The 21,289-nt window shown below is 70.7% G+C and carries 18 protein-coding genes; 7 read left to right on the top strand and 11 right to left on the bottom strand.

Annotation, left to right across the window (positions count from 1 at the left end; all coding sequences use genetic code 11):
• Positions 1 to 2,943 carry a glycoside hydrolase family 48 protein gene (locus AB0K28_RS10085; protein ID WP_364367490.1) on the bottom strand — a complete coding sequence of 981 codons (2,943 nt, stop codon included), beginning with the start codon at positions 2,941 to 2,943 and terminating at the stop codon, positions 1 to 3.
• Positions 2,944 to 3,249: 306 nt separating this feature from the next.
• On the opposite strand from AB0K28_RS10085, the gene AB0K28_RS10090 reads away from it, so the two are divergent.
• A complete protein-coding gene (locus AB0K28_RS10090) occupies positions 3,250 to 5,562 on the top strand; it encodes a glycoside hydrolase family 6 protein (RefSeq protein ID WP_364367493.1) in 2,313 nt (770 codons plus the stop codon).
• Between the two features lie 203 nt (positions 5,563 to 5,765).
• Here the strand turns inward: AB0K28_RS10090 and AB0K28_RS10095 are convergent, their stop codons facing one another.
• The 5 genes from AB0K28_RS10095 to AB0K28_RS10115 all read right to left on the bottom strand — a co-directional run bounded on the left by AB0K28_RS10095 (position 5,766) and on the right by AB0K28_RS10115 (position 9,992).
• Entirely contained in the window at positions 5,766 to 6,167 is a 402-nt protein-coding gene (locus AB0K28_RS10095) for a DUF1992 domain-containing protein (protein WP_364367496.1), read from the bottom strand.
• Positions 6,168 to 6,180: 13 nt separating this feature from the next.
• Positions 6,181 to 7,080 (bottom strand): dihydropteroate synthase, encoded by a 900-nt coding sequence (gene folP / locus AB0K28_RS10100; RefSeq protein WP_364367499.1) that lies wholly within the window; start codon positions 7,078 to 7,080, stop codon positions 6,181 to 6,183.
• Positions 7,081 to 7,152: 72 nt separating this feature from the next.
• A complete protein-coding gene (locus tag AB0K28_RS10105) occupies positions 7,153 to 7,626 on the bottom strand; it encodes an ATP-binding protein (protein ID WP_345392220.1) in 474 nt (157 codons plus the stop codon).
• A 93-nt stretch (positions 7,627 to 7,719) separates the two neighbouring features.
• The gene (locus tag AB0K28_RS10110) at positions 7,720 to 8,769 is read right to left on the bottom strand and encodes an NAD-dependent epimerase/dehydratase family protein (RefSeq protein ID WP_364367502.1); all 1,050 of its coding nucleotides are present in this window, start codon (positions 8,767 to 8,769) and stop codon (positions 7,720 to 7,722) included.
• Positions 8,770 to 8,810: 41 nt separating this feature from the next.
• Positions 8,811 to 9,992: a zinc-dependent alcohol dehydrogenase gene (locus AB0K28_RS10115; protein ID WP_345392226.1), complete on the bottom strand. Its 1,182-nt coding sequence runs from the start codon at positions 9,990 to 9,992 to the stop codon at positions 8,811 to 8,813.
• A 96-nt stretch (positions 9,993 to 10,088) separates the two neighbouring features.
• Between AB0K28_RS10115 and AB0K28_RS10120 the strand changes: the two genes are divergently transcribed.
• A complete protein-coding gene (locus tag AB0K28_RS10120; protein ID WP_345392229.1) occupies positions 10,089 to 10,418 on the top strand; it encodes a hypothetical protein in 330 nt (109 codons plus the stop codon).
• A 7-nt stretch (positions 10,419 to 10,425) separates the two neighbouring features.
• Here AB0K28_RS10120 and AB0K28_RS10125 read toward each other — a convergent pair whose 3' ends face one another.
• A complete protein-coding gene (locus tag AB0K28_RS10125; protein ID WP_364367507.1) occupies positions 10,426 to 12,177 on the bottom strand; it encodes a 1-deoxy-D-xylulose-5-phosphate synthase in 1,752 nt (583 codons plus the stop codon).
• Positions 12,178 to 12,296: 119 nt separating this feature from the next.
• Between AB0K28_RS10125 and AB0K28_RS10130 the strand changes: the two genes are divergently transcribed.
• From AB0K28_RS10130 to AB0K28_RS10145, 4 genes are all read left to right on the top strand, one after another.
• Positions 12,297 to 13,346 (top strand): polyprenyl synthetase family protein, encoded by a 1,050-nt coding sequence (locus AB0K28_RS10130; RefSeq protein WP_345392235.1) that lies wholly within the window; start codon positions 12,297 to 12,299, stop codon positions 13,344 to 13,346.
• A gap of 13 nt (positions 13,347 to 13,359) precedes the next feature.
• Complete coding sequence (locus AB0K28_RS10135) at positions 13,360 to 14,301, top strand: 4-hydroxy-3-methylbut-2-enyl diphosphate reductase (RefSeq protein ID WP_345392238.1); 942 nt, start codon at positions 13,360 to 13,362, stop codon at positions 14,299 to 14,301.
• Positions 14,302 to 14,328: 27 nt separating this feature from the next.
• On the top strand, positions 14,329 to 15,750 hold the full coding sequence (locus tag AB0K28_RS10140) for a family 2B encapsulin nanocompartment shell protein (RefSeq protein ID WP_364367511.1): 1,422 nt from the start codon (positions 14,329 to 14,331) through the stop codon (positions 15,748 to 15,750).
• Between the two features lie 82 nt (positions 15,751 to 15,832).
• On the top strand, positions 15,833 to 18,049 hold the full coding sequence (locus tag AB0K28_RS10145) for a terpene synthase family protein (protein WP_364367514.1): 2,217 nt from the start codon (positions 15,833 to 15,835) through the stop codon (positions 18,047 to 18,049).
• Here the strand turns inward: AB0K28_RS10145 and AB0K28_RS10150 are convergent.
• The gene (locus AB0K28_RS10150) at positions 18,024 to 18,383 is read right to left on the bottom strand and encodes an STAS domain-containing protein (protein ID WP_345392247.1); all 360 of its coding nucleotides are present in this window, start codon (positions 18,381 to 18,383) and stop codon (positions 18,024 to 18,026) included. The two genes, AB0K28_RS10145 and AB0K28_RS10150, sit on opposite strands and share 26 nt — an antisense overlap.
• A 510-nt stretch (positions 18,384 to 18,893) precedes the next feature.
• Between AB0K28_RS10150 and AB0K28_RS10155 the strand changes: the two genes are divergently transcribed.
• On the top strand, positions 18,894 to 19,391 hold the full coding sequence (locus tag AB0K28_RS10155) for a C40 family peptidase (protein ID WP_364367518.1): 498 nt from the start codon (positions 18,894 to 18,896) through the stop codon (positions 19,389 to 19,391).
• Positions 19,392 to 19,610: 219 nt separating this feature from the next.
• Here the strand turns inward: AB0K28_RS10155 and AB0K28_RS10160 are convergent, their stop codons facing one another.
• The 3 genes from AB0K28_RS10160 to AB0K28_RS10170 all read right to left on the bottom strand — a co-directional run bounded on the left by AB0K28_RS10160 (position 19,611) and on the right by AB0K28_RS10170 (position 21,183).
• Complete coding sequence (locus AB0K28_RS10160) at positions 19,611 to 19,913, bottom strand: hypothetical protein (protein ID WP_345392253.1); 303 nt, start codon at positions 19,911 to 19,913, stop codon at positions 19,611 to 19,613.
• 355 nt (positions 19,914 to 20,268) lie between these two features.
• The gene (locus AB0K28_RS10165) at positions 20,269 to 20,571 is read right to left on the bottom strand and encodes a hypothetical protein (protein WP_345392256.1); all 303 of its coding nucleotides are present in this window, start codon (positions 20,569 to 20,571) and stop codon (positions 20,269 to 20,271) included.
• A 309-nt stretch (positions 20,572 to 20,880) separates the two neighbouring features.
• A complete protein-coding gene (locus AB0K28_RS10170) occupies positions 20,881 to 21,183 on the bottom strand; it encodes a hypothetical protein (protein WP_345392259.1) in 303 nt (100 codons plus the stop codon).
• Positions 21,184 to 21,289 lie beyond the last annotated feature (106 nt).

Here is a 21,289-nt window from a genome sequence, read left to right on the forward strand (position 1 = left end):
TCACGGGAAGAGCCGCCCGTACTCGGCGAGGGCGACGGCGACGTCCACCTGCGCCCAGAACCGGTGGTAGTTGAAGACGGGGGCGGGGCCGGTGCCGTCGAGGTACGCCTCGACCTTCGGCCAGTCCTGGTCGTCCTCGTAGAACGACCTGATCGACAGGAACGTGGAGTTCGAGTTGATCGGGTCGCCGTTCGGCATGGTGCCGCTCCAGCCCGGCGGGACGTAGACGGGGTCGTTCAGGCGCCGGTAGTCGGCCTTGGTCTCCGGCACCGAGACGCCCTTGTCGTCACGGTTCTCCCAGACGCCGTCGAGCAGCGCCTTGGCCGTGTCGCGCGCCTCGGCGTGGTTGGCCTTGGCCGCGTAGTACATGAGCACCTTGGCGTACGCGCCGACCACGCCGACGTCCTGCGTGTAGTCCTTGACGGTCACGTGCAGGCCGGGGTTGGCCGGCGGCATGCCGGTCGTCGCGTTGAAGTTGCCGGCCGGCTGGCCGGACCACTCCAGTGTGGAGGGCACCTCGTAGGTGCCGTCGGCGTTGACGGTGGTGTGGTCGAGTGCCCACGCCACCCACTTGTCGAGCAGCGCCTTGGCGTCGGTGTTGCCGGTGGCGTAGTAGAGCTGCGCCACGCGGTCCATCGTCCACGCCTGGAAGCCGAACCACTGGTTCGACGGCGGGTCGTGGTAGACGGGCTGCCAGTCGTAGGCCATGCCGTGGAACTTCGGCAGGTTCGACGGCGGCGTGCCGTAGCCGCCCTCCCAGCTGTTGGTCGCGCCACCCGCGATCGCGCCCTCATCCGACTGCAGCCAGGTGTAGAACTGCAGCTGCCGGGTGAGGCTGGTGCTCCAGTCGGTGGCGCCGGTGGCGCTCTTCGGCTTGAGCTCGTTGACGTTCGACAGCGCCCAGGCCGCGAACGGGTTCTGGTAGCCCGCGTGGTTGTGGCTGGAGCCGATGCGCCAGGCCCAACCGGCGTTGGCGTCGGTCGCGCCACCCCACGCGTAGTACCAGCTCAGCAGGTAGTTGGAGGCGTTCTTGCCGGTGCCGGCCGGGCACGAGGGGCTCGTGCAGCCGGGCTGCTTGAAGTACTTGTCGTACATCGCGTAGCGCAGGTAGTCGCCCATCTTGGCGGCCTTCGCCACGGTGGCGGAGATGTCGCCGGCCTTGTTCTGCTCCTTGGCCCAGGTCAGCGCCCAGTAGGCGGCCTGCACGGCGCGGGCGTCCGCGTCGGGGGCGTTGGTGTACTTCCACTGCTTGGCGTACGAGGCGTCCTTGGTGAACAGGTCCAGGAAGCCGTTCGGGCCGCCGTGCTCGAAGGTGTCGCAGGACGGCTGCGGGATCGTCTCGAAGACCGACTCCTCGGCGCCGCGCTGGTAGGTGTTGATGTAGGCGGGCTTGGTGGTGCCGTCGCCGCAGCGGCCGAAGCCGTAGGTGTTGTCGACGTCCAGCAGCCAGTGCATGCCGTAGACGTCGCGGGTGCCGTACGCGCTCTGCAGCTCGTTCGCGATCGGGTCGGTGCCGACGCTGACGCCGGTCTCCAGTTCCGTCGGGTACTGGGTGATGTCGTTGTGCTCCGACGCGTACGTGGCCGGCTTCGACGGGTCGTAGAAGGAGTTCGTCGGCTGGTCGGCCGTGGACGGGATGATGTACTTCTCCATCGACGCCCACGCGGTGTTGAACTTCGACCAGTCGCCGGTCACCCGCCCGTAGGCCGCCTCCAGCCACAGGTAGTAGCTGTAGGCCTCGGACGTGGTCTCGTGCCCGTGGTCGGGCGCCTCGACCATGAACGTCTCGATCGAGTGGTACGGCACGCCCTCGGGCGAGAAGTAGCCGTTGGCCGGGTCGTGGATCTCGTTGTAGAGCTCCACGAAGCGCTGCACGTACTCGTTGTCGCCGCCGACGTCGTCGTCCGCCTCGTTGGCGGTCACGTCGACGGCGGTGTAGCCGGTGGCGCTGACCCGGAAGACGGCCGAGCCGGCGGTCGTGTCGTCGTCGTCGGCCGCGCTGATCGTGAAGTTCTGCGCGGTGTTCCAGTTCGACGTGGTGAACGTCCTGGACGACGGCGAGACCGTGAGGTCGGCGTCACCGCTGGCGCGGGCGACGGAGACGGTCACGCTCGACGAGGGCGCCTGCGACAGCCGCACGCCGAAGGTCGCCTCGCCCGTCTCGGGCACGGACACCGTCGTCGGGCTGACGACCAGCGCGGGGCCGCTGTTGGGCGAGACCGTGATGCCGACCGGCGACGAGGTGGTCACCTGGCCGGAGTTGTCGGTGGCACGGGCGGTGATGGAGTAGCTGCCGGCCGCCACGTTCGCCCAGCTGTAGCTGTAGGGCGAGGAGGTGTCGGTGCCGAGCAGGGTGGAGCCCTGGTAGAAGTCGACCTTGGTGACCGTGCCGTCGGAGTCGGAGGCGGTCGCCGCGATCGGCACGGTGGCCGGGGCGGTGAACGTCTGGCCCGCGGTCGGCGAGGTCAGCGCGACGCTGGGCGCACTGCCCGTGCCGCCACAGGTCACGCCGTTCACGCTGAACGTCTCCGGGCTCGGGTTGCTGCCCGTCCAGGTGCCGTTGAAGCCGATGCTGGTGCTGGCGCCGGTGGCCAGGTTGCCGTTCCACGGCATGTTGGTGGCCGTGACGCGGGTGCCCGACTGGCTCCAGTTCGCGCCCCAGCCGCTCGGCGTGTAGCGCTGGCCGGTGGTCGGGAAGTCGAAGGCCAGCGTCCACGACGTGATGGGGTCGCCGGTGTTCTTCAACGTGATGTTCGCGGTGAAACCGCCCTGGCCCTGGCCGCTGGTCCACTGGTTGGCGGCGTACGTCACGTCGCACGCCACGGCCGCCTGGGCGGGGGCCGCCGTGATGGCCGAGGTCAGCCCGGCCGCGAGGACCAGGGAGGTGGCCACGGCGAGCCGCCTCGATAAGCGGGTCAAGAGGATCGGAGGTCTGTGCTTCACGGGGTCTCCATGGGAGTAGGGATGTGGGAGCGCTCCCAAACGGGATTGTGGGTGACCTCGCTCGTATGTCAACGGAATGGCGTCGCGGTAACCCTCGCGTTTCCTCTCACCAGGCTGCCCGGGATGAAAGTTTCATCCACGTTCCGGGGCATTAGACGAGCATGCGGGGCGGCGGCGGCCCTCCAGAGAACCGCGCTCTGTACACCGTCGCGAGGGCGGCAGACCATGGGAGCGCTCCCAGCCACCTAGTACTGGAGATGATCGCAAGTGAGACTCCACCGCGGCCTCCGCAAATGGGCCGTGACCATGACCGCCGCGAGTGTCGCGGCCTTAGGGCTCGTCGCAGGCCAGAGCACGGCCGCGAACGCCGCCGTCGCCTGCGACGTGACCTACACAGCCAACTCGTGGACGAGCAGCCCTGGTCAGGGCGGTTTCACCGCGAACATCACGTTGAAGAACACCGGCGACCCGATCTCCTCATGGACGCTGGCCTTCGACTATCCGACCACGAACCAGAAGTACACCCCCAGCGGCTGGGGCGCGAACTGGAGCCAGTCGGGCGCCCGCGTCACCGGCACCAACATGCCGTACAACGGCAGCCTGGCCACCGGCGCGTCGGTCTCCGTCGGCTTCAACGGCACCTGGACGGGCACGAACCCCAGCCCGGAGACGTTCTCCGTCAACGGCACCACCTGCGGTGACACCACGCCCACCACCCCGTCGGTGATCCTGTCGGCCAGCTCCGTGGCCGTCAACGAGGGCGGCACGGCCACGTTCACCGCGCGCCTGTCGGCCGCGCCCAGCTCGAACGTCACCGTCGCCACCGCCCGCACCAGCGGCGACACCGACCTGACGGTCAGCTCGGGCTCCTCGCTCACCTTCACCCCGAGCAACTGGAGCACCGCGCAGACGGTCACCCTGGCCGCCGCGCAGGACTCCGACACCACCGCGGGCACCGCCGCCTTCAGTGTCGGCGGCAGCGGCGTCACCGGCGCCACGCTCACCGCGACCGAGGTGGACGACGACGCCACGGTGGAGCAGGCCATCGTCGTGACGCCGACCTCGGTGACCGTCCCCGAGGGCTCGACCGGCACGTTCACCGCGCGCCTGGCCGCGCAGCCGTCCTCCAGCGTGACCGTCACCACGACGGCCGGCAGCGGCGACTCCGACCTGACCGTCGGGTCCGGCGGCTCGCTCACCTTCAGCACGTCGAACTGGAACACCCCGCAGACGGTCACCCTGGCCGCCGCGCAGGACTCCGACTCGGCGAACGGCTCCCGCACCTTCACCGTCGCCTCGACCGGCCTGACCTCGCGTACGGTCACCGCCACCGAGGCCGACGACGACGGCGGCCCCACGCCCACCCACGTGGAGAACCCGTACTCCGGCGCCACCGGCTACGTGAACCCCACCTGGAGCGCCAGGGCCGCGGCCGAGCCGGGCGGCGACGCCGTCGCCGACACCTCCACCGCCGTGTGGATGGACCGCACCGCCGCCATCGAGGGCCCGGGCGACGCGCTGAGCCTGCGCGAGCACATGGACGAGGCCGTCAGGCAGGACGCCGCCAACGGCTCCGCGCCGCTGACCATCCAGGTCGTCATCTACAACCTGCCGAACCGCGACTGCTCGGCGCTGGCCTCCAACGGCGAGCTGCGCATCTCGGAGAACGGCTTCAACCGCTACAAGACGGAGTACATCGACCCGATCGCCGACATCCTCGGCGACTCCGCCTACGCGAACCTGCGCATCGTCACCATCATCGAGCCCGACTCGCTGCCGAACCTGGTCACGAACCTCGACAGGTTCGCCGACTGCCGCGAGGCCAACGGCGCCGGCGGCTACCGTGACGGCGTCCGGTACGCGCTCGACCAGCTCCACGCGATCCCCAACGTCTACACCTACGTGGACGCCGCCCACCACGCCTGGCTCGGCTGGGACTCGAACTTCCAGCCCTCCGTCAACCTCTTCTACGAGACGGTGGCCGGCACCGCCGACGGCGTGGACAGCGTGGACGGCTTCATCGTCAACACCGCCAACTACTCCGCCACGGTCGAGCCGCACTTCACCGTCAACACCACGGTGAACGGCACCTCGGTCCGCCAGTCCAAGTGGGTCGACTGGAACTACTACATCGACGAGCAGTCCTTCGCCGTCGCCCTGCGCAACGCCCTGGTGGCCAAGGGCTTCCGCTCCGGGCTCGGCATGCTGATCGACACCTCGCGCAACGGCTGGGGCGGCAGCGCCCGCCCGGGCGGCCCGAGCACCGCGACCAACGTGGACCAGTTCGTCGACCAGTCCCGCGTCGACCGGCGCATCCACGCCGGTAACTGGTGCAACCAGAGCGGTGCCGGCATGGGCGCCCGCCCGACCGCCGCGCCCGCCAGCGGCATCGACGCCTACGTCTGGGTCAAGCCTCCGGGCGAGTCCGACGGCGCCAGCGAGGAGATCGACAACGACGAGGGCAAGCGCTTCGACCGGATGTGCGACCCGACGTACGAGGGCAACGACCTCAACGGCAACAACATGTCGGGCGCCCTGGCCGACGCGCCGATCTCCGGCCAGTGGTTCTCGGCGCAGTTCCGCCAGCTGCTGCAGAACGCCTACCCGCCGATCAACTAGACCCGGCCGACCGGCGTCCCGCCTGACCCGGGGCGCCGGCCGGCCAGAGGGACCCGCCTGACCCGGGTCCCTCAGCAACCGGACCGGGGTCCGGGCCGCCGCGCCCGGACCCCGGTCCCACGCGTGGGACCGGCCCGGCGGCACGCGGCGCCTTCAGGGAGCCGTGCGGGCATGACCTGGCGCCTACGCGCCTTCAAGGAGGGTCAGCGGTGGGTGCGGCGCCACTCGGCGGCGACGTCGTCCACGTCGAACGGCATCAGGTTGAGCGGCGGCCCCGACAGCCCCGTGCGGATCGCCTCGCGGATGCGCTCGTTGATCTCCTCGACGATCCGCCGCGCCTCGGCCTCGGACCGAGCGTCACGCGCCGCGGCCAGCGCTTTCTCGGCGTCCTTGCGCAGCGCCAGCGTCGGGGGCAGCGGCATCGACAGCCCCTCGCGCTCGATCTTCTGCTTCACCCACCACATCTCGTCGAGCGGCTTGCCCTCACCGGGCAGCGGCCTGCCCTTGCCGGGCAGGTCGTCGAACTCGCCGCGCTCCTCCGCCTCGCGGATCTGCCGGTCGATCCAGCTCTCGAAGGGCATCCCGATGGGCTTGCGCTGAGTCACGTGGCGAACCTCCTCATGCCAGGTTGTGACGGGGGGCGAGCGGGCCGCGCCAGCCGAGCACGGCCTCGATCATGCGGATGGAGGCGACGGTGGCCGCGACGTCGTGGACCCGCAGGATGCGCGCCCCCTTGAGGACGGCGACCACGTTGGCCGCGATCGTGCCCTCTTTGCGCTCGCCCTGCGGCCGGTCGAGCGTCTCGCCGATGAAGTCCTTGTTGGACAGCGCGACCAGCGTCGGATAGCCGATCGCGGTGATCTCCTCGAGGCGGCGGGTCAGCTCAAGGGAGTGAAAGGTGTTCTTGTTGAGGTCGTGGCCGGGGTCGATGATGATCTTCTCGGGCGCGATGCCGGCCTTCAGCGCGTACGCCACCCGCTCCCGCAGATAGTCGGCCACCTCGGTGACGACGTCGGCGTAGCTGGGCCGCAGCACCCGCCGGCCCGGCCCGCCCAGGCTGTGGGTGACGACCACGGCCGCGCCGGTGGCCGCCGCGACCTCGGCGATGCCCGGCTCGCGCAGGCCGTTGGTGTCGTTGATGACGTCGGCGCCGGCCGCGACGGCGGCCTCGGCCACCTCGGGCCGGTGGGTGTCGACCGAGATCACGGCGTCGGTGGCGGCCCTGACCCTGGCGATGACGGGCGCCACCCGGTCGATCTCCTCGGCCACGCTGATCGGAGCCTGGGCGGCGCTGAAAGCGAACCCGCCGATGTCGACCCAGTCGGCCCCTTCGGACACGGCCTTCGTGGCCGCCGCGACCGCCTGGTCGAGCTCGAAGGTGCGGCCCTGGTCGTGGAAGGAGTTGGGCGTCCTGTTGACGATGGCCATGATCGCGACCTGGCGCTCGAAATCGAACTCTCGCCGGCCGAGACGCCGGACGGGAGCGATGATCTCGGGGGATGGCATGTCGCCGCTCACGTGGTGATCCTCTCCGTCCCTACGAGACTACCCGGCGCTGCGCTGGTCAGCCGCGCGCGGGACGGTGAATGATCAGGCGGTGAAGTGGCCGGAGTGCCCGTCTCCGGGGGCGACGACCCTGATCCGCCGCATGCCCCTGCGCACGGGCAGGTCGGCGCCGCGCGGTAACCGCATGGTGAGCAGCACCCGGGTGCCCTCCGGCCCGGTGAGCAGGTCGGCCGCGTCGCACAATCGGCGGATCAGGTAGAGGCCGCGCCCTGTGCACGCCTGTCCTGACGCCTGCTTGTCGCCGTCCACGTACGGCTCCGGGATGCCCGCGCCCCGGTCGCTCGTCTCGGCCCTGATGACGCCGTCGACCGTCCACAGCCGCAACCGGCCGTGCCCGCCCGCGTGCTCGACGGCGTTGACCACGCTCTCGTGCACGGCGAGCACGAAGTCGTCGAGTCTCACCCCGTGGAGCCCGCAACTCCCGGCGCGCTCGGCGACCTCGTGGCGCAGCCTGCCGACGTCGTGGAAGGTGAAGGTCTGGCTGAACAACACGCGCATGCGCTCCTCCGTGCCAATTCCGACACAGGCCGCGCTTCCGGACCTCATGTGATCCTTTTCCCCGACCCCCGGAATTTACACAAAGTCAGAGTGTCAAGGACGTCTGCCCACGCCCGAGGCCAGCTCGCGGACCCGCCCGGCCGGGCCGCCGTCGGGGGCCAGCGGCGCGGTGTCCATGCCCGCGCCCTCCCGCAGCCCTTCGAACAACGCCTGCATCGCCTCGCGCGACGAATGCTCGGGCATCCAGCCCAGCACGTCTCTGGCCCGGTCGGTCCGCATGAGCGGGATCCGCAGCGCCATCTCCAGCAGCCCGGGCGAGGCCGGCACGAGCCGCAGGTTCCAGGCGGCGGAGACCGCCGCCATGGCCAGCTTGGGCGGCACCCGCACCGTGCGCGTGCCCAGCAGCTCGGCGAGGTCGCCCGGGTCCAGCACGGGCTCGGCGGCCAGGTTGAACGCGCCGTGCACGGGCCTGGTCACGGCCAGCCGGTACGCCTGCGCCGCGTCCGCGGCGTGCAGCACCTGCAGCCGCAGCCCGGGGATGTCCGGCACGAACGGCACCCGGCCCGCCTTGATCATCCGCCGCGGCACGAGCGGCCCGCCGAACAGCCTGCGCTGCTCGGTCGCCGCCGCCCGCTGGAAGATGAAGCCGGGCCGCATGCGGACGACCCTGATGTTCGGGTGATCGTGCTCGAAGACGTCGAGCACCCGCTCGACGTACGCCTTCTCCCGCCCGTACGCCGCCCCGGGCCAGCCGTGCGTGGGCCAGCTCTCGTCCACCGGCCGGTCCTTGGGCCCCGGCGAGTAGGCCCCCACCGACGAGGCGTGCACCAGCGCCGGCACCCCGGCCTCCGCCGCGGCGCGGAAGACGCGCATGCTGCCGAGCACGTTCGCCCGCCAGGTGATCGCCGGGTCCCTGGTCGGCTGGAACAGCCACGCCAGGTGCACCACGGCGTCCGCGCCGTCGAAGATCCTGGTCAGGTCGGCGGTCGCCACGTCGGCCTGGTGCCATTCGGTGCGCTCCGCCCGCCAGCCCGGCAGCCGGCGGGCGACGCCGACGATCGAGGTGACGTCGTCGTCCGCGGCCAGCGCACGCACCACACTGGTGCCCACGTTCCCCGTGGCTCCCACCACTACGACTCTCATGGCAGCACCGCTGCCCGAGCCCGCGGCGGCGAAACCAGCGGTCAGGGCTTGAGCAGGATCTTCACCGCGCCGTCCGCCTTCTTCTGGAACATCTCGTACGCCTGCGGCGCCTGGTCCAGCGGCATCCGGTGGGTGGCGAGGTCCATCACGCCCAGCGGGTCGCTGTCGTCGGTGACCAGCGGCATGATCGGGCTCACCCAGCGCTTGACGTGCGCCTGCCCCATGCGCAGCGTGACGCCCTTGTCGAACAGGCGCAGCATGGGCAGCGGGTCCGCCATGCCGCCGTAGACGCCGGTGATGGAGATGACGCCGCCGCGCCTGACGGTCTCGATGGCCTGGTTGAGCGCGTTCAGCCGGTCGACGCCCGCGTTCGCCATGAGCGGCGCGGCCACGGCGTCGGGCAGCAGGCCGGTGAGTGTCTGGGCGAGCTTGGCGGCGGGCGAGCCGTGCGCCTCCATGCCGACCGCGTCGATGACGGAGTCGGTGCCGCGCCCCGACGTGCGCTCCCTGACCTCGCCTGGCACGTCGGTGACCTCGCTGGCGTCGATGACCTCGATGCCGTGGCGACGGGCCAGCTCCAGGCGGGCGGTGATGCCGTCCACGGCGAGCACGCGGTGGCCGAGGTGACGGGCGATGCGGGCGCACATCTGGCCGATCGGGCCGAGGCCGAACACGGTGACGCTGCCGCCCTCGGGGATGTCGGCGTACGCGACGGCCTGCCAGGCGGTGGGCAGCACGTCCGACAGGTAGACGAACCGCTCGTCCGGCGGCCCGTCCGGGACCTTGATGGGGCCGAACTGGGCCTCGGGCACCCGCAGGTACTCGGCCTGGCCGCCGGGGACCTGGCCGTACAGTTTGGTGTAGCCGAACAGCGCGGCGCCCATGCCCTGCTCGCGCACTTGGGTGGTCTCGCACTGCGCGTACATCTCCAGGCCGCACATGTGGCAGTGGCCGCAGGAGATGTTGAACGGGATGACGACGCGGTCGCCGGGCTTGAGCGTGGTGATGGCGGAGCCGACCTCCTCGACGACGCCCATGGGCTCGTGACCGAGGATGTCGCCCTCGGTCATGAAGGGGCCGAGGACCTCGTACAGGTGCAGGTCGGAGCCGCAGATCCCGCTGCTGGTGACCCTGATGACCGCGTCGTTGGGCTCCTTGATGGCGGGGTCGGGCACTTCCTCGACCCGTACGTCGCGCTTGCCGTGCCAGGTGACTGCCTTCATGCTCGGCTCCTCGATGCCGGGGACAAATGCCGCATACCCCCACGCAGAGCGTCAAACGGCGCCGCCAACCCGGCTCGCCGCCCTAGACTGCGCCGCATGGAGAACCCCCTGGAGCCCCGTGCCGGCGAATCCGTCCTGGAGCCGCACGTCGTGCACCGTCCCGCGCCCGAGACCGGCCGCGTGCGGCCGGCCCCGCTCGACGCCGACGAGGAGGCGCGCTTCTACACCTCCATGGGGCAGTGGCTGGCCCAGGAGCTCGCGCAGAAGGGCTCCGTCCGCCTGGCGTCCGCCGACACCCCCGAGCGGCAGCGCCAGTTCCAGGAGGTGGCGCACCGCGCGAGCGAACTGCTCCGCCGCCCGGTGACCACGACGGCGAGCAGCCACGGCATGACCTTCGAGCTGGGCCGTCCACCGCACACCGCTTGAGGCGGGGTCAGGTGCGGTCGAGGGCGCGCAGGGCGTCGCCGGCCGCCCGCGCGATGCCCTGGCCGGTCAGCCCCGCCTCGGCCAGCAGCTCAGAGCGCCCGCCGTGGCCGATGAACGCGCACGGCAGGCCCAGGTTGAGCACCCCCTGGCCGGGCGCGCACCCCTGGCGGACGAGCGCGCCGACCCCCGAGGAGGCGATGCCGTCCTCGACGGTCACCACCAGCCGGCTGCCGCCGACCGCCTTGCGCAGGTCGGGTGAGACCGGGATGACCCACCGCGGATCGACCACGCTCACCCCGATGCCCGACCCGGCCAGCAGCGCCGCCGCGCTCAGGCACGGCCCGGCCATCGCGCCGACCGCGACCAGCAGCACGTCTTGACCGCCCGATGCCAGCACGTCCACCTCGCCCACGCTGCCGACGGGCGGGATCTCCGCCTCGACCGCCGCCTTGGGGAAGCGCAGCGCCGTGGGCCCGTCGCAGGCGACCGCCTCGTCCAGCAACTCCCCCAGCCGTACGGCGTCGCGCGGCGCGGCCACCCGCAGCCCCGGCACGACCGCCAGCGTCGCGAGATCCCACATGCCGTGGTGGCTCGGCCCGTCGGGCCCGGTGATCCCGGCCCTGTCGAGCACGAGCGTCACGGGTAGCCGGTGCAGCGCGATGTCCATCAGCACCTGGTCGACGGCCCGGTTGAGGAACGTGGCGTAGATCGCGATTACCGGATGCAGCCCGCTCATCGCCATGCCGGCCGCCGAGGCCATGGCGTGCTGCTCGGCGATGCCGACGTCGAACATCCGCCCGGGAAAGCGCCGCCCGAACGCCGCGACCCCGGTGGGCCCCGGCATCGCGGCGGTGACGGCGACCACGTCACGGCGGCGCTCGCCGAGCGCGCACAGGTGGTGGGAGAAGGCGTGCGTCCAGGTGCCGCGCGGCGGTGACAGCGGCTGTCCGGTGGCCGGGTCGGAAGCCGGGATGGCGTGCAGGTGCTCGTCGAGGTCCTGCACGGCGGGGCCGTAGCCGCGGCCCTTGCGGGTGACGCAGTGGACCACGACCGGCGTGCGCAGCTCGCGAGCCGTGCGCAGCGCCTGCTCAAGGGCGGCGATGTCGTGGCCGTCGACCGGGCCGAGGTAGCGCAGGCCGAGGCTCTCGAAGACGCTGAACCCGGGCGCGGCCCGCAGCCGGTCGAGGTGCTCGGCCCACCCGCCGACCGTGGGGGCGTAGGAGCGGCCGTTGTCATTGAGCACGACCACGACCGGCAGGCCGCGGTCGGCGCCGAGGTTGTTGAGCGCCTCCCATGCCACGCCGCCGGTGAGCGCGCCGTCGCCGACCACCGCGACCACGGAACGGCCGCCCTCGCCGGCCAGCCGGCGCGCCTTGGCCATGCCGTCGGCGTAGGCGAGCGCGGTGGAGGCGTGGGAGCTGTCGACGTGGTCGTGCGGCGACTCGTCCCTGCTGGGGTAGCCGCTCAGCCCCCCGCGCACGCGCAGCCCGTCGAAGGCGTCGCGGCGGCCGGTGAGGATCTTGTGGACGTACGCCTGGTGCCCGGTGTCGAACACGATCGCGTCGTCCGGCGAGTCGAAGACCCGGTGCAGCGCGATCGTCAGCTCGACGATGCCGAGGTTCGAGCCGAGGTGGCCGCCCGCCGCGCTCACCTTCTCGATGAGGAAGTCGCGGATCTCGCGGGCCAGCCCCGGCAGCAGCTCGGCCGGAAGGGCGCGCAGGTCGTCGGGGGTGGACACGTGAGTCAGCAGCGTCTTCATGACATCCCCAGGCCGTGTGACTGCTGTGGCAAAAGAAAGCTTGGGCCGCAAAAGCTACTTTACACACTCTGTATTCAGTGAGTAACTAGGGGTAGTGACGGACGACAGAAGGGCCGCGTATGCCGGTGAGCTTCCCGCAGCACTCCCTTGGTGCCCGCATCGACCAGCGGCTCTGCGGCTTTCTCGAAGACTGGGGCAACCCGGTTTCCGACCCCGGGGTCGAGGCCGCGTACGGGCTGCTGGCGGACTTCATCCTCGGCGGCGGCAAGCGTGTGCGGCCCCAGCTGTGCTACTGGGGCTGGCGCGGCGCCGGCGGCGACGACTGCGAGGAGATCATCAGCGCCGCCGCCGCACTGGAGCTGTGTCACGCGGGGCTGCTGATCCACGACGACATCATGGACGGCAGCGACCTGCGCCGCGGGCAGGCCACCGTGCACCGCAGCCTGTCCGAGCTGCACCGTGGTCCGGGCGCCGAGGCGTTCGGCCGGGCCGGCGGCATCCTGCTCGGCACGCTCAGCCTGGCCTGGTCCGACGCGCTGCTGTCGTCCTGCGGCATCGACCCGGCGCGGCTGCGTGCCGCGCACCACCTGTTCGACGCCATGCGCACCGAGGTCATCAGCGGCCAATACCTCGACGTCCTCGCCCAGTTGCGCTCTGGCGCGACCGAGGCGCAGGCGCTGACCGTGATCCGCTACAAGAGCGCGAAGTACACCGTCGAGCGGCCGCTGCAGATCGGCGGCGCGCTCGCCGGGGCGCCGCCCGACCTGCTCGACGCCTACTCCAGGTTCGGGGTGCCGCTCGGGGAGGCGTTCCAGCTCCGCGACGACGTGCTCGGCACGTTCGGCTCGGCCTCGGAGACCGGCAAGTCGGCGCTGGACGACCTGCGCGAGGGCAAGCAGACCGTGATGTACGCGCACGCCGTGCAGCACGCCTCCCCCGCCCAGCTCGCCCACCTGCGCACCTGGCACGGCAACCCGGAGCTGACCGAGGAGCGCGCCGAGGAGGTGCGCCGCATCCTCATCGACACCGGGGCGCTGGCCCGGGTCGAGGACATGATCGAGGACCGCGTCCGCCAGGCCATGTCGGCACTGAACGAGGCGCAGGTCAAGCCAGAGGCGGCCGGCGTGCTCGCCGAGATGGCCGACCAGCTCGCACATCGCAGCAAGTGAGGGGATCCCCAACATGGGACGGGTACTTCTCGCCGCCCCGCGCGGCTACTGCGCGGGCGTCGAACGCGCGATCGTCACGGTGGAGGAGGCGCTGCGGCGCTTCGGAGCGCCGGTCTACGTGCGTAAGCAGATCGTGCACAACACGTTCGTGGTGGACGACCTGACCAGGCGCGGCGCGGTCTTCGTCGAGGAGCTGGACGAGGTGCCCGACGGGGCGCTGGTCGTCTTCTCGGCGCACGGCGTCGCCCCGGCGGTGAAGGAGGCGGCGGGCCTGCGGGGCCTGCGGACGATCGACGCCACCTGCCCGCTCGTCACCAAGGTGCACAAGGAGGCGGCCAGGATGGCCGAGTCCGGGCACCGGATCGTGCTCATCGGGCACGCCGAGCACGAGGAGGTCGAGGGCACGCTGGGCGAGGCCCCCGAGCGCATCCACGTCATGGACCCGGCGCGGCCGGAGGAGCTGGAGCTGGACGGCTCCGAGCCGGTGAGCTGGCTGTCGCAGACCACGCTGGCCGTGGACGAGACCATGCGGGCGGTCGAAGGGCTGCGCGAGCGGTTCCCCGGCCTGGTCGACCCGCCCAGCGACGACATCTGCTACGCCAGCCAGAACCGTCAGGAGGCGGTCGCGCGCATCGCGCCCGAGTGCGAGCTGGTGGTCGTGGTCGGCTCGGCCAACTCCTCCAACTCGCGGCGGCTGGTCGAGGTCGCGGTGAACGCGGGAGCGGACGCGGCCCACCTGGTCGACCGGGCCTCCGACGCCGACGAGCGCTGGCTCGACGGCGTGCGCACGGTCGGGGTCAGCTCCGGCGCGTCCGTGCCGGAGCCGCTGGTCACGGAGTTACTCGACTGGCTCTCGGCCCGCGGGTTCGCCGACGTCCAGCCGGTGACCCTGACCGAGGAGACCCTGACGTTCTCCCTTCCGCTCGAACTCCGAACCTCCCGCAACCGCGGCTAGCCCGCACATCCAGATTGGTGGTGCACGATGACAGAAACGACCCACTCGACCGCGCCGAGCAACGGCAGCGCCAACGGCAACGGTCAGCTCAGCCTCAGCACCGATGCCGCCAAACAGCTGGCGACGACGACCAAGACGCCGCCGCAGATGCAGGAGATCACCTCCCGCTGGCTGCTGCGGCTGCTGCCGTGGGTCCAGTGCTCGGGCGGTGTGTTCCGGGTGAACCGGCGACTGACGTACACACTGGGTGATGGCCGGATCACCTTCAGCACCACGGGCGCCGACGTGCGGGTGATCCCGGCCGAGCTGACCGAGCTGCCCATGTTGCGCGGCTTCGACGACATGGAGGTGCTGGAGGCGCTGGCCGACCGGTTCACCCAGCGCGAGGTCGCGGCCGGCGAGGAGATCGTCGCCGAGGGCGCAGAGGTGGACCGGCTGGTGCTGATCGCCCACGGGCGGGTGGCCAAGGTCGGGCGGGGCGCGTACGGGGACGACCAGAACCTCGGCGTGCTGGCCGACGGTGACCACCTCGGCGAGCAGGTGCTCATCCAGGGCGGCCAGTACGAGTTCACCGCCCGCGCCAAGACCGCCACCACCGTGCTGACGCTGTCCAGGCAGGACTACGAGCAGGTCGCCGACCGCTCGCCCGCCCTGCGCGAGCACGTCGAGACCTGGCGCACCAGCGGGAACCACGCCCAGAACGACTACGGCGAGGCCGCGATCAACATGTCCGCCGGCCACACGGGCGAGGCCGAGCTGCCCGGCACGTTCGTGGACTACGAGCAGACGCCCCGCGAGTACGAGCTGAGCGTCGCCCAGACCGTCCTGCGCGTGCACAGCCGGGTCTCCGACCTGTACAACCAGCCGATGAGCCAGCTCGACCAGCAGCTCCGCCTCACCATCGAGGCCCTGCGCGAGCGGCAGGAGGACGAGCTGGTCAACAACCGCGACTTCGGCCTGCTGCACAACGCCGACTTCAGCCAGCGCATCCGCACCCGCTCCGGCCCGCCCACCCCCGACGACCTCGACGACCTGCTGTCCACGGTGTGGAAGGAGCCCTCGTTCTTCCTCGCCCACCCGCAGGCCATCGCCGCCTTCGGCCGCGAGTGCAGCAAGCGCGGCGTCTACCCGCAGCAGAGCGAGGTCAACGGGCACCGGGTGCCGGCCTGGCGGGGCGTGCCGATCTTCCCGTGCAACAAGATCCCCGTCTCCGCCGCGCGCACCACGTCGTTCCTGCTGATGCGGACGGGACAGGAGAACCAGGGCGTCGTCGGGCTGCACCAGACCGGCATCCCCGACGAGTACCAGCCGAGCCTGTCGGTGCGGTTCATGGGCATCAACGAGAAGGCGGTCATCTCCTACCTGGTCAGCGTCTACTACTCGGCCGCCGTCCTGGTGCCCGACGCGCTGGGCGTGCTGGAGGACGTCGAGCTCGGCCGCAACGGCTAGACCGTCCCACGGCCCCGTCCGCCACCTGTGGCGGGCGGGGCCGCTTGCCGCCCGAACCGTTGACGACGCGAAGGAGACGACCATGACGCAGCCGTTCGAACTGCCGGACTTCTATCTGCCGTATCCGGCCCGGCTCAACCGGCACCTGGACGAGGCCCGCGTGCATTCCCAACAGTGGGCGCGCGACATGGGCATGCTCGAAGGCTCGGGCGTCTGGGAGGAGGCCGACCTCGACGCCCACGACTATCCGCTGATGTGCGCCTATACGCATCCCGACTGCGACGCGGAGGAGCTGGGCCTGATCACCGACTGGTACGTGTGGGTCTTCTTCTTCGACGACCACTTCCTGGAGTTCTTCAAACGGACCGGCGACCTCAAGGGCGGCAAGAAGTATCTCGCGCGGCTGGCCCGCTTCATGCCCATGGGGCTCGACCTGACCGTCCCCGAGCCGGAGAACCCGGTGGAGGCGGGCCTCGCCGACCTGTGGCCGCGTACGGTGCCGAGCATGTCGCTCGACTGGCGGGCCCGCTTCGCCGAGAGCACCCGCAACCTGCTGGACGAGTCGCTCTGGGAGCTGGCCAACATCAACAGGGGCCGCGTCGCCAACCCCGTCGAGTACATCGAGATGCGCCGCAAGGTCGGCGGCGCGCCCTGGTCGGCCGGGCTGGTCGAGCACGCGGTGGGCGCCGAGGTGCCGGCGGTGATCGCGGGCTCCCGGCCGCTGCGGGTGCTCAAGGACGCCTTCTCCGACGCCGTGCACCTGCGCAACGACCTGTTCTCCTACCAGCGGGAGGTCACCGACGAGGGCGAGCTGAGCAACGGGGTGCTGGTGCTGGAGAAGTTCCTCGGCTGCTCCACGCAGGAGGCCGCGAACGCGGTCAACGACCTGCTGACCTCGCGGCTGCAGCAGTTCGAGCACACCGCGGTCTTCGAGCTGGGGCCGCTGTTCGTGGAGCACGGCATCGACCCGCTCAGCGCGGCCGGCGTCGCGGCGTACGTGAAGGGGCTGCAGGACTGGCAGGCGGGCGGGCACGAGTGGCACATGCGCTCCAGCCGCTACATGAACGAGCGGGCGGGGGCGAGCCGGCCGCTCGGCATGTCGTCCGTGATCGACCTGCTGGGGGCCAAGCGGGTGCGCTCGTTCACGCACGTGCCGTACCAGCGGGTGGGTCCTTCGCGGATCCCCGACCTGTACGTGCCGTTCGAGCTGCGCCTGTCACCCCACCTGGACGGCGCCAGGCGCGAGCTGGTCTCCTGGTGCCGCGAGATGGGGATCCTGGAGCCGCCGCACGGCGTCGCCGGGCCCGCCGTCTGGGACGAGGCCAAGCTCGTCGACTACGACCTGCCGCTGTGCGCGGCGGGGCTGCATCCCGGCGCGACGCCCGAGGAGCTCGACCTGGCCTCCGCCTGGCTGGCCTGGGGGACGTACGGCGACGACTACTTCCCGGTCGTCTTCGGCCGCCCGCGCAACCTGGCCGCCGCCAAGGTGGCGGTCGCCAGGTTCGGCGACTTCATGCCCCTCGACGGCACGCCCGCCCCCGCACCCGCCAACGCGCTGGAGCGGTCGCTGGCCGACATCTGGGCGCGTACGGCGGGGCCGATGCCGCAGGAGGACCGGCGCAAGCTGCGGGCGGCCGTGGAGGAGATGTGCGAGGCGTGGCTGTGGGAGCTGGCCGGCGAGATCGCCCACCACATCCCCGACCCGGTGGACTACATCGAGATGCGGCGGCACACGTTCGGCTCGGAGCTCACGATGAGCCTGAGCCGGCTGCGCCACTCCACGTCGATCCCTGAGGAGTTCTACGCCAGCGGGCCGATGGTGGCGCTGGAGAACGCCATGATGGACGCCGGCATGCTGATCAACGACGTGTTCTCGTACCAGAAGGAGATCGAGTACGAGGGCGAGGTGCACAACGCGATCCTCGTCGTCCAGAACTTCTTCGGCTGCGACCACCCGACCGCGCTCGGCATCGTGGCCGACCTGATGGCCTCGCGGGTGCGGCAGTTCGAGCACATCGCGGCGAACGAGCTGCCGATCGTGTGCGACGACTTCGGCCTCGGTGAGGAGGCGCGGCGCGACCTCGACGGCTTCCTGACCGAGCTGGGCGACTGGCTGGCCGGCATTCTCAACTGGCACCAGGGCTGCTTCCGCTACGACGAGCCGTCGCTGCAGCGGCACCACCAGGCGCCGCTGCCGCGCTTCCACGGTCCGACCGGGCTCGGCACCTCGGCCGCGGTCATCAGGCCGCCGGGCGCCGTCAGCCCTGTCGCCGTCAGCCCTGTTGCAGCGGGACGTTGACGTCCTTCGGCTGGTAGAACCAGCCCAGCATGCGCAGCAGGCGCCGCTGGTACGGCGTGACGTTGTGCAGGCGGATCCACCGCTCGGCGGGCGGCAGTGCGGGCATCGCCAGCACGCGCAGCCCCGAGACGTCGATGAAGGTCAGCTCTCCTGTGTCGACCACGATGTAGGTGCCCTGGCGGCAGCTCGCCAGGGTGCTGGCCACCGCGCGGCTGTTGGTCGCGTCGATCTCGCCGATCAGCGCGACCGCCGGCACGGCGGGCAGGCCCGGCGCCACCGCCGTACTGATCGTCAGTTGTCGGTCTTGGTACAGCAGCCGTTCTTGGACGCTCACGCTCCCCGCACCCCCCAACACGCTGGCTCTTGGGGGTTGTCGCCGTGGTCGCACCTGCGGATGTGTCGCACGCGCTTTCCGGCGATTAATCCGAAACCTAGGCTACACGAAGTATGCCGGGGTATGGATTTTTCGTCGGAATATGACCGGTTTTTCGGATAATCCTGAAGTTGGCGGTCGGGTGTGCTTCGCGGTGACTCGCCGGGCCTGGGCGGCAGGGCTCTCGAGTCGTTTGCCGAGGATCTAGGGAGGCCCTGGCGCGGGCGGAGAAGGACCCCCAATTGGTGGAAATTTCATCTTTTAGCGGGCTGCCATCGATGGCGTTTTGTCGCCATAGAAGGCGAGAAAAGCCACAGAGGAGACAACTGCGGGCAGGGCGGCGACGGCGGCGCCTGGCGCGGCTCGGATCGGGAGCGTCGATGTGCCATGGACCAGAGACGGAGACAGCGAGGACAGCGGAGCCGGCGTAGGCGGGGCCTGCGGGGACCGGCAGGGCCGTCGGCGCGGCGCGTGGTGGCGGTCTGCCTGGTCGCGCTCGTGGTCCACGCCGCGGGGGCCACGTCGTCCGTGAGCGCCAGGTCGGTGGCGGGGAGCATCGCGCTGCGGGCGGCGCTGGAGATGATCGGGGTGCCGTACTCGTGGGGCGGCGGCGGGGTCCACGGGCCCGGGTACGGCATCGGGCGCGGCGCCACCACCAAGGGCTTCGACTGCTCCGGCCTCGCCGAGTACGCCTACGCCCGGGCCGGCGCGCTCATCGGGACCACCACGTACGAGCAGTGGCGCGCGGGCATCAAGATTCCGAAAGAGCTGCTGGAGCCGGGTGACCTGGTCTTCTTCGACAGCGACAAGGCGACCCCGGGCCCCGAGCACGTGGGGCTGGCGGTGGACGCCGAGCGGATGGTGCACGCGCCGCACACCGGCGCCCAGGTCCGCATCGACCCGCTGAACCGCGCGGACCTGCTCGGCATCGTCCGGGTGGAGGCCGGCCGCGGCGACCAGGACCTCTGAGCCATGAGAATGCCGTACGCCTCCGGGCGGGCCCTGATGGGGTCCCGCGCCGGAGGCGTACGGCGTACCGAACATTCGGTCACCGGAGAGGCGGCGCCGTGGCCTCGCGAGTCTCCACGGCCGGCCTCACCGGCTCACCCAGGTCGAGGGAGGACCGTTGGCCACGCGGCCCGTCCGGTAGGGGGCCGCCGCGCCCTCCCCGCCTGCTACGTCCAGGTCCTACCTGGCCTGCGCGCGGCCGTTGTCGATGTCGGTGTTGATGTTGCCGTCACCGACCTGCGGCTGGTTGTTGTTCAGCAGCGCGACGTTGGTCTCGTCCAGGATCTGGAGGATGCCGACCTCGATGTCGTTGGCCGAGTGGTTGAGCAGGTTGTTGAGGACGTCGTCGGCTATCTGCCACTGCGTCAGCAGGGCCTGACCCTTGTTGCTCGGGTTGGGGCCGACGTCGGCGGACGCGGCGGAGGTGGCGAAACCGAAGGCGGCGGCCGCCACGGCGGCGCCGGCCAGAATACGACGGATCATTGTGTGCTTTCCTCCATGAATCGGCGCGGAATTACCGGCGCCAGCTTCTTTCGTACAGGGCTGTGCGGTGCCGCTGACGGTGATCGTGGCAGACCTCGGAGATGGCGACTCGTTATGGAGGTCAAGGAGCGCTTGAATGCTGTGGTGCTGATTCCCGGCTTACCGCTGGAAAAGCTCCGATGTACGATCGGTGGTCTTTTTCGGCTTATTTCCGGTGAGCGTTCGCCGACGGCGCCGGCCGTACGGTCCTGGGCGATGTCGCTCGCCGCGACGGCGTACGGCCGTCGAACGCTCCGGTGTTCCAGGGAACCGCTCCGTGGCCTCGCGGATCGCCACGATCGTTCAGGTCTGAGTCCTACCTGGCCTGGGCCTGGCCGTTCTGGATCTTGGTGTCCTTGTTGTGGTTGCCGACCTCGGGCTGGTTGTTGTTCAGCGCGCTCACGTTCACCTCGTCGAGGACCTTGATGATGTTGACCTCGAGGTCGTTGAGCGAGTGGTTGGCGACGTTGTTGAGGACGTCGTCCAGGATCTGGAACTGGCTGAGGACGGCCTGGCCCCCGTTGTACGGGTTGGGCCCGACGTCCGCGGACGCGCCGGACGCGGAGAAGCCCAGAGCGACGGCCGCGATTGCGGCACCGGCCAGAATGCGACGGATCATGTTTGCTTTCCTCCATGGAACGGCCCGGAATTCCCCGGCGCCATAGTCGTTCGTGCAGGGCTGTGAGGTGCCGCGAATAACAATCGCGGCAGGCGGCTGGGCCCGCAACCCGGAAAGACCTTATGGAGGTCAAGAAGCCGCCTCGATTCCTTGACATCAGGTTTCGCCGGCACGGCGCTGGAAACCGGCGTCCGCATATCGCGGGCGGGCACCCGATGGATCGGCGGCGTCATTGCTGTCGCGGGCCCTCAGCTTTTACACGCGCACCGGCGGCGGGGCGTCGGTCGCCGCCCCTTCCGCCTGCCCGGCCTACTGGGCGCGGGCGTCGCCGTTGTCGATACGCGTGTTCCTGTTGGCGTCGCCGACCTGCGGCTGGTTGTTGTTCAGCAGCGCCACGTTGACCTCGTCGAGCGCGGTCAGGATGCTGACCTCGAGGTTGTTCAGCGAGTGGTTGCCGACGTCGTTGAGCACGTCGTCCAGGATCTGGAACTGGCTCGCGATGGCCGCGCCCTTGTTGTAGGGGTTGGGGCCCACGTCAGCGGACGCGGCCGACGCGGAGAAGCCGAAGGCCGCGGCCGCGACTGCGGCACCGGCCAGAATGCGACGGATCATGTTTGCTTTCCTCCATGGAACGGCGTGAATTTCTGGCGCCGTGGTCGTTCGTTGCAGGGCTGCTAGGTGCCGCGAATAACCATCACGGGAACCCTGGAAAAGCGCA

Origin of the sequence: Nonomuraea sp. NPDC049504, from assembly GCF_040676845.1 — a bacterium.
GTDB lineage: Bacteria > Actinomycetota > Actinomycetes > Streptosporangiales > Streptosporangiaceae > Nonomuraea > Nonomuraea salmonea.